The organism is Chitinophaga sp. YIM B06452, from assembly GCF_039655965.1.
GTDB lineage: Bacteria > Bacteroidota > Bacteroidia > Chitinophagales > Chitinophagaceae > Chitinophaga.
Window position 1 is genome coordinate 241,541 of record NZ_JAWLKY010000004.1, and the last position, 14,313, is coordinate 255,853.

Annotated in this window: 2 protein-coding genes; both read left to right on the top strand. The window is 52.5% G+C overall.

Features of this window, described 5'->3' with window-relative positions; all coding sequences use genetic code 11:
• Positions 1-344: 344 nt before the first annotated feature.
• On the top strand, positions 345-12,911 hold the full coding sequence (locus tag R3I13_RS20975; protein ID WP_346319933.1) for a Calx-beta domain-containing protein: 12,567 nt from the start codon (positions 345-347) through the stop codon (positions 12,909-12,911).
• Positions 12,912-12,925: 14 nt separating this feature from the next.
• Positions 12,926-13,837, top strand: a complete 912-nt coding sequence (locus tag R3I13_RS20980) for a type IX secretion system membrane protein PorP/SprF (protein WP_346319934.1) — start codon at positions 12,926-12,928, stop codon at positions 13,835-13,837.
• The last annotated feature ends 476 nt before the right edge of the window (positions 13,838-14,313 follow it).

Genomic DNA, 14,313 nt, shown 5'->3' on the forward strand with positions numbered 1-14,313 from the left:
TTTCCACATAATGCTAATTAGGGAACGTATCCCCATCATTCTGAACGCCTCCCCAAACTCTGCCTTAAATTATATATAGAGAAATAAATACAATTATTTTTTGCTTTAATATTATAAATAATATACATTTGCTAATTGGTGAGGTATATTACCAGTTTATTACGTATTACTTTTTGGAGTCATTGGTAATGTAATAGCGCCCCTGGCGGGCTTTTGAGAGAGAAAAAGGCATTCCACGCCCGTGCATCATAACAAAGCCAGGGCCTTCCTCACCCCGGAAAATCCGAAGTATAACGTCACTATCCCGATATCTAGTGTGTATGTAAAGAAATTTTAATGTTACTATGTTAGTCCTATCCTATCCTAAGAAAGACAGCGCCCTGTTTGCCGGCATGAGAAAATTCCGCTTCCCTGCCATGGGTATGTTGCTGGTTCTCATCCTTTTGAGCGGTATGGTCAGCGCCCAGGCGCCTTCCCAGGTCATTAACCCTACAGGGGGCGAATCGGGGGGAGACCTCAAGATCACGATCACGGATTCCAGCGTAATGGTGCGCCGCAACGGCGTGGACCAGTTCAGCCTGGACCCCAGCCAGCCCCAATACGATAAAGGAGGGCTCCGTACCTACGTCGTGTTTGAAAGGAAGCTGGGAGGCACCCTCGAAAACCAGGTGCCCAAATACCTGCAGGCCTGTAATATTTCCGAGGTGATGGGAGACGGCAGCACAGGCAATCCCTGGAGGGTAGTGACGCAGACAAAATTCAGGAACGCCAATAACGCAGATTACCATCTTTCTACCGAATACGTGTACACGGCCGGGAAATCTTATTACCTGGTCAATTATTATTTAAGCTCCAATGAAGGATTGCCCAGCGGCTCCGCGGGCGGGCCTTACTGGGTGCATTTTTATCTTTCCGAAGCCGGATGGATGAACGGGGCAACCTGCGGAAAAGGGTTTAAAAGCCTGGAGGTAGACAATGTGACCAATGCTTACCTGGAAGAGAATAACGTTACCGGCTATACGCCAAGGATGGTAGGTATTACCAAAAGCGGGGCCGATTGTCCTGACGGGCAGAGCGGCGCGCACGTCTTCAAAACAACAGACGGCGGGTTCATTTCTTATTTCGCCGGGCCTGTGGCAGACCGTGACCTGAAAACCGGCAATGGTTACCGTTTTTCCAATACGATCAAAACAGTGCCTGATAACAGCGGGGTTGCTGTGCATACTGCACTGGAAATGTTTTCCACCAATAACCCGGGCGAGCTGAAACATGCCACCCGGCAGATCGCGGTGGGTTATGATACAACAGAAGTGAAGAGCCTGTTCCTGATGGATCCCAACCTCGAAGTGACCTGGCCCATCATGCCGATGGAAATAGCCGACCTCAGCCTCACGCCCGCCCCGACCCCCCAGGGGCTGGAAGGCAACGCGGCACATCCCATCACCGGCCTTTCCCTCAATGTGGCCAACGCTTCCTTCAACCTGCCGCAGGTGCTGGAAATACAGGTAACGCCCTCAGGCACGCATCCCGCGGTGCCGAACGTGGATTACAGGGTGTTATACAACAAGCTCATTATCCAGCCCGGCACCTACATAAATGACCAGGTGCCCCTGCCGATCGAAATTATCGGCAACACCACGCAATCGACCTTCGACAAAACATTTACCGTTACGCTGGTAGCGCCCGCCTGCGCGCCGCACCTGCAGCTGGCTGCCAGTAATACTTCCCTGGAATACACGATCGTGGACGATGACGAGAATAAAATATTTATAGAACCGGAGAAAACCACTATCAAAGAAGGGGAGAAAACAAAAGTGAAAGTGAGGATGACCGGCGTGGCGCTGACTTCCCCGCTCACCGTAAATCTTAGCAGGCTGGGCACTTCCACCGCTGAAACCACCGATTATTCCGGCATGCCCGCGCAGGTGACCATTCCTGCCAACCAGCTGGAAACAGAATTTGAGCTTACCGCTACAGGCGACCTGGTGCTGGAAACGAACGAGCTGCTTGAAATAGAAGCCACTGCCAATATCGGCGGCGATCCGAAAGCACATACCGCCGGCATTACGATTACTGATACAACCAACCTGAACCCCGATAACCGGATCATTACCTTCACCGTACCGCAGGGCACGGAAGGCGCTATGGTCACCATGACTGCCAGCCTGCCCGCCGGTGTGACCACGGAAGAACCTTTGCTGATCAGCATCAACGAGGTGAACCCCGCCAATACTGCGACCCAGGATGACCTGGCTACCTTGTTCCCCGTTTCGCTCACTATCCCTGCCAACGGTCATGATATAACTTACGATATCGATCTCTGGGATGATGGCCTGCTCGAAGACCAGGAATACTGGTACTTCGATGCAACCGTTTCCGACAGCTATGGCGCATTGACCGTGGTACCGTCCAACCTGGATATTCTTGACAACCCGGCAGGAAGGGAATTTACCATCACATTCTCGGTTCCCGCCATCGATGAGGCTACCGGCGCCAAACCGATAGACGGTACGATCTCGCTGCCATCGGGTCTTAGCTTCAGTTCCGACTTTACGCTGAACCTTGTGCTGGATGCAAGTTCTACCGCGGATCAGAATGATTTCAATACTATCCTGCCGCTGTCGGTTACATTCCCGGCGGGCGCTAATTCCGTTCCGTTCTCCATTCAGCTGAAAGGAGATGGCGTGATATTGGAAACCAACGAAACGCTGGTGCTGACCGGCAATGTGAGCGGCTTCACTTTTGTGAACGGAAGTATTATTATTAATGATTTTACATCCAAGACGGCATCCAATAAACAGGTTGTGCTGGAACCGCCAACGTCGGCCAACATTACAGAAGGACAAACCACGCAGATGCGGGTGAGGCTGAGGACTACCGCCCTCCGTACCCAGGAACCCATAGTGGTAACACTCGCTGCGGGTGGAGGTTCAAGCGCCACTACCGGTGATTACATCCTGCCGGCAACGGTCACCATCCCCGCCGGGCAGAACGGTGTGCTCTTTGATGTGGAGGCAGTGACGGATGCCCTTACTGAACCCTCCGAAACACTGGAGATCACAGCTTCTTCCAACATTCTCGGCACCGCGTATACCACGCCGGCCCAGGTGGTGAACATTGCTGACGCGGCCAGCACCAAAATAATATTTACAGTAGGCGACCTGGTGATGCTGGAAGGCCAGCCTGCGAGAACCGTAACCGCCACGCTGGAATCAGGCAATGCCACGGCGGATATTAACATTGCGTTGCAGACAGGAAGCGGTTCCACCGCGGGAGATGATGATTACGTGGTAACCCCGTCTTCTGTTACCATACTGAACGGCACGCCTTCCGTTACCTTTACGATCGCTGCAACAGACGACGGTTTGCTGGAAAGAACAGAAACCCTCATCCTGGAAGGTAACGCTACCGGCTATACGGTAGATGGGCTTACATTTACTATCAATGATGTGACCGGCACCATCCCGGCCAACAAACAGATCAGCGTAGTGCCGGATGCAACGAGCGTGAACGAGGGAAGCAGCCTGAGAGTATGGGTGCGCCTTCCTGCGGGAATCAAAACTTCAGAAGAAATTACTATTACCCTTGGCCAGGGCGGCGGCAGCGATGCAGGCGTGCAGGCTTCGGATTATGAATATGCTTTACCGGTGAAGATCCCGGTGGGCGTAAGCGAGATAGATTTTATGCTCCAGGCTAAAACGGACAATGTGCTGGAGCCGACCGAGAAACTTGAAATATCCGCCAGCGCTACGGTATTTGATGATCCGGTAACAACTACCGGGACGGTAAATATTATTGACCAGTCGAAAACGCCTGCTAATACTGCGTTATTGGTTACCGGCCCTGCCAGCGTGGCCGAAGGAGCCAGCGTGAAATGGCGGATTGCTTTGCCATCAGGCGTTACTACTGACATACCGGTTAATATATCATTGTCTGTAACAACCGGCACCACTACGCTCGACGGAGATTTTAACGGCGGTCATCCTTTGTCGGCGGTGATCAATCCCGGGGCGACTTCCGTGGATGTGACCTTTGATGCGAAGGCGGATGCGGTCGTGGAAGGGCAGGAGCATGTGCAGATGTTGCTGCAGGCAACGGATTTCACTTTCTCGCAGGAAATTTCGCTGGATGTGGTGAATACCAACCCTGCTGGTTTGTTGATTCAGCTGAATGCTAATCCGTTGTCGGTAACGGAAGGGGTTGCTACGGAGATCACTGCGTCTTTGCAGGGTTTCACTTCCACTTCAGATATTGATGTGGTGCTGAGCAGCGGAGGTACTTCCACTGCGGGCGCCAGCGATCATGGCGCTTTGGGTACGATCCATATTGCTGCCGGTCAGTCTTCTGCGAAGGTGAATATCCTTGCTGCGACCGACAATATTTTAGAGGCGAATGAATTGCTGGAACTGCGTGGCAGCGCTACTGGCTATACAGTGCAGGGAACGGATATTACCATTACGGATGCCACCGGTACCAACGCCAATAAAACGATTATTCTCACACCGGCTGCTGCTACCGTGGCGGAAGGCGGCATAGTGAAGATAAAGGTGAGCCTGCCTTCAGGCATCACGGCCAGCCAGGCCATTACCGTAAATCTCAGCAAAGCCGCCGGTTCTTCTGCTACGCTTGATGTAACGGACGTAACCTTCCCATCCACCGTAACAATCCCGGTTGGTGCAGGGGAAATAGAATTTGATGTAACAGCAGGAACGGACAACCTGATAGAACCGTCTGAGTTGCTGAAGCTGGCTTCCAGCGCTACCGTATTTGGTTATACTTCAACAGATGAAGCAGATATCACGATCACCGATGTATCAAACAAAACGATCACTGTTGCCGGCCCGGCTACGATTGCAGAAGGCGCTACCGGCATTTATCGGTTTAGCCTGCCCACAGGCGTAACGTCCACTTCAGCCATCGCCATCACGCTCACCCGTGATGCTGCTTCAACAGCGGCTCTGGCTGATCTGCAAAGCCTGCCTGCTGTAGTGATACCGGCCGGAGACGGGTTTGTAGATGTGAACTTTGTTCCGGCTGATGATAATGTAATTGAAGCAACTGAGAAACTGATCCTGGCACCATCCGCTACTGGCTTTACATTCAACCAGCCGGTAGATTTTAATATTACTGACCAGGACCTGGCAGGAGCAACGATCACATTATCTGCCGCACCGGCCAGTGTAGCAGAAGGCGCCAGCGCTGTGATCACTGCTACCCTGAATGGCGGTGTAACCTCAGCCGGCAACATCACCATTACCTTAAGCAAAGATGCGGGTTCCACTGCCGGCGCTACCGAGCATGGCGCGTTAGGAACCATCACTATCACTGCAGGCCAAACGACCGGTACCTTCACGCTGACCACCAATACTGACCAATTATTGGAAGCGGGTGAAACGGTGGTTATAAATGGAGCGAACCCCTTGAGCATTCCTGTATCCGGCACTACCGTTACCATTACAGATGCTTCCGGTCCTGCGGATATTACATTATCTCCGGCTGCGGCTACTGTAGCGGAAGGGGGCATAGTGAAGATAAAAGCCAGCCTGCCTGTTGGTGTTACATCCAGCCAGGCTATTACCGTAAACCTCAGCAAAGCCGCAGGGTCCTCTGCCACACTTGATGTATCGGAAGTGAGCTTCCCGGCAACCGTAACAATTCCGGTTGGTGCAGGAGAAATTGAATTTGACGTAACTGCAGGAACGGATAATCTCATAGAATCGTCCGAGTTATTGAAACTGTCCTCCAATGCCACCGTATTCGGTTACACTTCAACAGATGACGCAGATATCACGATCACGGATATATCAAATAAAACGATCACCGTTACCGGTCCGGCTACGATTGCGGAGGGTGCTACCGGCACCTACCGCTTTAGCCTGCCTGCAGGGGTGACGTCCACTTCAGCCATCACCGTCACGCTCACACGCGATGCTGCTTCAACCGTAGTTTTAGCTGATCTTCAAAGTCTGCCTGCTGTGGTAATCCCTGCAGGTGACGGTTTTGTGGATGTGAATTTTGTACCGGCAGATGATAATGTAATTGAAACGACCGAAAAACTGATCCTGATACCATCCGCCACTGGCTTTACATTCAATCAGCCGGTAGATTTTAATATTTCCGACCAGGACCTGGCAGGAGCAACGATTGCGCTATCCAATTCGCCGGCCAGCGTAGCAGAGGGCGCCAGCACTGTGATCACCGCTACGTTGAATGGCGGTGTAACATCGGCCAGTAACATCACCATCAACTTAAGCAAAGATGCCAGTTCCACTGCGGGCGGTGCTGAGCACGGAGCATTGGGTGTAATTACAATTACTGCCGGCCAGACAACCGGCACTTTCACACTAACCACTGCTGCAGATCAATTATTGGAAACAAGTGAAACGGTGGTGGTTAATGGAACAAATGTTTTGAGTATCCCTGTATCCAGTGCTACTGTTACTATTACTGATGCTTCTGGTCCCGCGGATATCACGTTGTCTCCGGTTACCGCCACTATAGCGGAAGGCGGTTTGATAAAAGTCAAAGCAAGCCTGCCTGCCGGCGTTTCATCCAGCCAGGCTATTACCGTAAATCTCAGCAAGGCTGCAGGTTCTTCTGCAACACTGGATGTAACGGATGTGACCTTCCCATCAACTGTAACAATCCCGGTTGGAGCAGGGGAAATTGAATTTGATGTAACCGCGGGAACAGACAACCTGATAGAACCGTCTGAATTGCTGAAACTGGCTTCCAGCGCTACTGTATTTGGTTATAGTTCAACAGATGAAGCGGATATCACGATCACCGATGTATCAAACAAAATGATCACTGTTACCGGCCCGGCTGCGATTGCAGAAGGCGCTACAGGCACTTATCGGTTTAGCCTGCCCACAGGTGTAACGTCCACTTCGGCCATCACCATCACGCTCGCCCGTGATGCTGCTTCAACAGCGGCCCTGGCTGACCTGCAAAGTTTACCGGTTGTGATAATTCCAGCCGGAGACGGATTTGTTGATGTGAACTTTATCCCGGCTGATGATAATGTAATTGAAGCAACGGAGAAGCTGATCCTGACACCAACCGCTACAGGCTTTACATTCAACCAGCCAGTGGATTTTAACATCACCGACCAGGACCTGGCAGGCGCTACGATCACATTATCTGCCGCACCGGCCAGTGTAGCAGAAGGCGCCAGCGCTGTGATCACTGCTACCCTGAATGGCGGCGTAACATCAGCCACTAACCTGACGGTGACTTTAAGTAAAAACGCCAGCTCCACTGCCGGCTCTGCCGATCATGGAACATTGGGTGTTATCACGATCAATTCGGGCCAAACTACCGGCGCTTTCACATTGACAACTAACACAGACCAGGTATTGGAAGCTAATGAAACTATAGTGATCGATGGCGCTAACGCCCAAGGCATTGCAGTAGCAGGAACTACCGTCACCATTACAGATGCAACCGGCTCCAACGCCAATAAAACAATTACGCTTACACCCGCCACCGCTACCATAGCGGAAGGCGGCATAGTAAAAATAAAAGCCAGCCTGCCTGCTGGTATCACCACCAGCCAGGCAATTATTATAAATCTCAACAAAGCGGCGGGTTCTTCATCTACACTCGATGCAACGGATGCAACCTTCCCATCAACCGTAACGATCCCGGTTGGCGCGGGAGAAATAGAATTTGATGTAACAGCGGGAACGGACAACCTGATAGAACCGTCCGAATTGCTGAAACTGGCTTCCATCGCTACAGTGTTTGGTTACGCTTCAACAGATGAGGCTGATGTGACTATTACTGATGCCACCAATAAAACCATCACAGTTACCGGGCCGGCTGCGATTGCAGAAGGAGCTACAGGCACCTATCGCTTCAGTCTGCCCGCAGGGGTGACATCTACCTCAGCTATTACCATCACACTCACCCGTGATGCTGCTTCAACGGCGGCCCTGGCTGATCTGCAAAGCCTGCCGGCTGTGGCGATACCTGCGGGTAGTGGATTTGTAGATGCAAACTTTGTTCCGGCAGATGATAATGTGATTGAAGCAACAGAAAAACTGATCCTGACGCCAATTGCTACTGGCTTTACATTCAACCAGCCGGTAGATTTTAACATTACCGACCAGGACCTGGCAGGCGCTACGATCACATTATCTGCCGCACCGGCCAGTGTAGCAGAAGGCAGCAGCGCTGTGATCACCGCTACCCTGAATGGCGGCATAACATCAGCCACCAACCTGACAATCACTTTAAGCAAAAACGCCAGCTCCACTGCCGGCTCTGCTGATCATGGAACATTGGGTGTTATCACGATCACCGCCGGTCAAACCACCGGAACTTTCACCCTGACAACTAACGCCGACCAGGTATTAGAGGCCAATGAAACTGTAGTGATCGATGGCGCTAACGCCCAAGGTATTGCCGTGGCAGGAACTACCGTCACCATCACAGATGCGACCGGCACCAATGCTGCTAAAACAATTACGCTCACGCCAGCCACTGCTACTGTGGCTGAAGGCGGCGCAGTGAAGGTGAAAGCCAGCCTGCCCGCTGGTATCAGCAGCAGCCAGCCTGTCATCGTTACTCTTGCCAGAGCGGCGGGTTCTTCTGCTGCTGCAACAGACGCGACTTTCCCGGCAACCGTAACGATCCCGGTTGGAGCAAGCGAAATTGAATTTGATGTAACTGCCGGGACGGATAACCTGGTAGAACCGTCTGAGCTGCTGAAACTGGCTTCCAGCGCCACCGTATTCGGCTATACTTCAACAGATGAAACTGATATCACGGTCACGGATGTATCCAATAAAACGATCACCGTTACCGGTCCGGCTACGATTGCAGAAGGAGCTACCGGCACGTTCCGGTTCAGCCTGTCCACAGGCGTAACATCCGCTTCAGCCATCAACATCACCCTCACCCGTGACGCCGCTTCAACAGCTGACCTGGCCGACCTGGAAAGTCTGCCTGCCGTGGTAATCCCGGCCGGAACCACATTTGTGGATGTTGATCTTAAACCTAAAAATGACCACCTGCTGGAAGCACTGGAAAAACTGGTACTGACACCTGCCGCAACAGGCTTTACCTTCAGCCAGCCTGCCAGTTTCGATATCATCGACCAGGACCTTGCAGGCGCAACGATCACCTTGTCTGCCGCACCGGCCAGCGTAACCGAAGGCACGGCTACTGTGATCACTGCTACGCTGAACGGAGGCATCACTTCTGTGAACAACCTCACCATCACTCTTAGCAGGAATATCAGCTCGACCGCCGGGAATAGTGAACATGGCGCACTGGGGACCATCACTATCAACGCAGGCCAGGCAACCGGCACCTTCACGCTTTCCACCAATGCAGATCAACTGCTTGAAGCTGATGAAACCATCGTCATAGACGGCGCCAATGCACAAGGCATCGCTGTTACCGGCACAACGGTAACTATTACTGATGGCACCGGCCCGGCAGACATTGCCTTAACGCCCGCCACCGCTACTGTTGCGGAAGGTGGAACCATAAAACTGAAAGCCAGTCTGCCCGCCGGTATCACATCCACCGAGGCTATCACCGTTGCACTCAGCAAAGGCAGCGGTTCATCCGCTACGCTTGGCGTTATTGAAGTAAATTTCCCTGCGTCTGTTACAATCCCGGCCGGTGCAACGGAAATAGAATTTGACGTGACCGCCGCTGCAGATAATGTGATTGAACCTACTGAGTTACTGAAACTGGCTGCCAGCGCAACGGTATCTGGTCATGCCTCTGCCGCCACTGCAGATGTGAGCATCACGGATGTATCCAATAAAACGATCACTATCAGCGGTCCGGCTACCGTAACCGAAGGCAACCTGGCCGTATATACGTTCGCGTTACCAACCGGTGTAACCGCCGCCGGCGACCTCGTGATCCAGCTGGCGCAGGGCGCAGCAACGCCCGCTGTGAACGCGGCAGACATTGCGGGAGGAATACCCGTCACGGCAACTATCCCCGCGGGCAGCTCTTCCGGCACACTGACGCTCAATATCAGTACAGACGTGGTGATAGAGCCGGTTGAAAAACTCGTCCTTAATGCGTCCTTAACAGGCTATACCTTCAGCGGCGCTGTTTTACTGGACGTGCAGGACGCAAACTTCGGCGGCGTCATCTCCTTCACCAGCAGCAATGCTACCATCCGCGAAGGAAGCGGAACAGCCACCATCACTGTGAGCCTGCCCGGCGTACTGACCGCCACTGCGGACATCCAGGTGGATATTATCAAAGATGCGCTTTCCACCGCTGCCAATTCAGACCACATCGCCCTGCCCGCATCCGTGACCATCGCAGGCGGGCAGCACAGCGCTACATTCAACATCACGGCGCCAACGGATAATATCCTGGAACTGCTGGAAACCCTGCAATTGAGCGGCAGCGCACCCGGGTTCAGCGTAAATGGAACCACCATTTCCATTGAAGATGCCACCAGCCTCGATCCGCTCAACACCGTGATCTCCCTGGTGCCTGATGGCAGCAGTATCGCAGAGGATGCTACCGGCAAGCTCAGGGTGAAACTTCCGGATGGCATCGTGTCCGGCATGCCCATCACCGTAACAATGTCCAAGACCGCCGCCGCTTCCACTGCCGCGGATACCGATCATACCCAGATACCAGTGAGCATCACTATCCCGGCGATGGCCAACAGCAGCGCAGATTTCGACATCTCCGCGGTGAAAGACGGCATCATTGAGCCCATAGAAACCATACGGGTAGACGGCACTGCCGCGGGATTTACTTTCTCCGGCGCCAACATCCAGGTAACCGACCTGACCGGCCTCAATCCCGCCAACAGGCAGATCTCCATTACCATCGACTCAACAACGCTGCATGAAGGCAACACCAGCAAAGTAATATTGTCACTGCCGGCAGGTATCACCACGGCGCTGCCGATTGCCATCAACCTGGCGGCAGACGCGGCGTTCAGCGCGGTCAATGCAGACTTCGCCGTAGCGCCAGCTGCCGTGATCGCTAAAGATCAGCAGAAGGTAACGATCATCCTCACTGCCGTACAGGATAATCTCACTGAAGCAAACGAAATCCTCCGCCTCACCGGCATCGCGACCGGCTTTACCCTGACGCCATCCGCTCAGGTAAACATTCCCGGCGATCCTGCACCGTCGCTGAATGTAACAGTGGTAAAAATGACTGATGCCGCAGAACCTGCTGCCAGCGGACTCTTCAGCATCCAATTGACCGGAGGGGTTATTGCGCCGTATGATGTGACCGTGAATTACACCGTTAGCGGAGCAGCAGCTCCGGGACAGGATTTCGCCCCGCTTTCCGGCATTGCCGTGATCAAAGCAGGCACGTCATCCACAGCCATACCGGTAATTGTAATAGACGACCATGTAGTAGAGACCACTGAAACCATACAGATACAGCTTACTTCCGGCAGCTTCGTATACTTCGGCAACACCGTGAGCACCACGCTGGACGCCGTGAAATCTGCCACAATAAATATCATCGACGACGAGGCCACCGCAGACCGCAGCATTCTTATCGAAAAGATCGCCGACGCCACTGAGCCCTCCTCGGCAGGCCGCGTGCGGGTTCGTTTCGCTAATACATCGCTCACCGCGGCAGTGCCGGTAACCGTTACCTACACTATGAGCGGCACAGCCACAGCAGGAACGGATTACAACGCCCTGCCCGGCACCGTCACCATCCCGGCCAGCGCAAAAGAAGCGCTGATCAACATCACGCCGAAAGACGACATCCTGCTGGAAGGCACGGAAACCGTGAACATCCGCCTCACTGCTGCCAGCTCGTCGCTGCCCGCCACCACATGGCCGGTGAGCGCCACACAGCATACTGCGGGTGTGAACCTTTACGATAACGACGTGATCACCGTAGAAATATTCACCACCGCACAGGTGAATGAAGGCACGGGCCTCAACGTAACGCTTAAGGCATCGCAGGCGCCGTCTGCCAACATGCCGGTAACCGTAAGCCTGCAGCACGACGCTTTGCGCAGCGTAACCACCACCGTACCGCAAACAGGCGCGAACCTGACTGTTACCATTCCTGCCGGCCAGACCGAAGTCAGCTTCACGCTTAACCTGGCAGACAATGATACCAACGACGATGACGGCTTTGTGAATCTTGCCATCCAGCCGCATAGCGGCCCGGGGCAAGCATATGGTAAAGGCTCCAGCAGTAATACCGCCACGGCCATCGCTGATAATGACGCGCTGGAGATCAGTTTCAGTGAAGACACCGCGAGGGTGCAGGAAGGGAATACCAGCGTAGAGATCATGCCGTTCAAAGTAACGCTGAGCCGCCAGAGCACAAGGATCATCGTGCTGGAATACGAGTTTGCCGACGCCTTCGAAGGCGCGGGAGCAGACAAGGATCCGCAGCGCGCAAGGGCAGGGGAGGATTTCCAGGATCATGTCAAACAAATCATCATCCCGGCCCTGGCCACAGAAGCGGAAATTGAAGTGCCCGTGATCGGCGACATCGTGCATGAATCCGACGAATACTTTGTTGTGAAGCTGAAAGCCGCCACCGTGGCTTCCGGCCAGCAGCCGCCTGTACTGGGCACTGCGCGCACTGCCGTTGGCGCCATCCTGAACGACGACCAGAAACCTGACTTCGAGATCAGGGTGCATAAAGGCCTGTCGCCCAATGGGGATGGCAAAAACGATGTGCTGATCATTGAAAATATTGAAAAATACAGCCGGAACGAGATCGTGATCGTAAACCGCTGGGGCGGAACGATCTATTCCACCAGCAATTACCATAACCAGTCCAACAACTTCAACGGCCAGTCCAACAAGGGCAGCGGCGCGGGCAAGTTGCTGCCTGACGGCTCGTACTTCTACGTGCTGCACGTTTGGGATGCTGATGGTAACATGACGCGGCACACCGGTTATATCGTATTAAAATCTGCCCAATAATTAAAAATATTATTATGCAAAAGAGCCTCAGAAAGCTGTTCGCAGTCGCCCTCATCAGCTGTATGGCCCGGGAAGCCGCAGCACAGCAGCATCCGATGTACGCGCAATACCTGTATAACGGGATGGTGATCAACCCCGGTTACCCGTCTATGGACGAGTTCAGCAGTATGACCGTGGTGGTCCGCAACCAATGGGTGGGTATGGAGGGCGCGCCGAAAACGGCTACGTTCTCCTTTTATTCGCCGATCAGGGCAACCAGCACCAGCGTTGGTTTCATGGCGATGAAAGATGAGATCACCATTTATTCCCAGACCGGTTATTATTTCAACATTTCACAGAAAGTGAAGCTGGACGATAAGCTGTACCTGGCCATGGGCCTGAAGGGCGGGATGGAGCAGTTCAAGGAGAACAACGACCACCTGGGGACGGACGATCCCGTTTTTGCGGGAAACCAGAGCTACTGGAAAACCGATATCGGTTTTGGTTTCGTGCTGTATAATGAGAAATTCTTTGTTGGCTTTTCCGCACCTTCATTCCATAATTTTGACATCGGCGGCACCCTGAATAAGGTGGAGTTCAAACGGCATATGTACCTCCACGGCGCATACCTGGCGAATGTGAACAAGATACTCAAATTCAGGCCAGGGATGGTTTTACGCCAGGTGGCAGGAGCGGGGGTGCAGATGGATCTCAATGCAACATTCATCTTGAAGGACATACTGTGGGCAGGCGCCACGTGGAGAACTGAGAAGTCTGCCAGCGCCATGGTGCAGGTGCAGGCAACGAAGAATTTTTCCCTGGGTTATTCCTACGATTTTGCGTCGGCCACCCATTTGAAAGGCATGCAATCCGGCAGCCATGAACTGATGCTCAACTACCGTTTTTCCCTGGTAAAAGGTAAAACGCTGACGCCCAGATTTCTGTAACAAATAGCATATTACACATTATAAAAATAAAAATCCGGGTTCATGAATCCGGATTTTATTTTTATACGTATGTACTCCCGTAGTAGGATACACGCTGAAATTTCTTCCCTTTCAATTCCGCCATTTTACAAGCATGAGAAATTTAGTTAATTGTTAGTTATCCTAACGTGAAATATTTGTTTGTTCATTTTTTTCATATAGATTTGATTAAACGATGTGATACGCAAATCGTGCCATCATCAAAGTTCTTTTAAAACAGATCCTTACTTTTTCACCATAAGATATTTGCAGGTGACAAACCTGGCTAAAGATTTTGTCTTAAGCTAAATTGGAGAAAAAATCGAGCCTGATGGTCGTGTCGGGCTCTCTTTTTTTTACTTTGTTTGTCTCCTTGCTGAACGCATTTTAAAGAGTCTATTTATTAGGGAATAAGGGATTTTTGTCTTAAGCTAAATTGGAGAAAAACGAGCCTGATT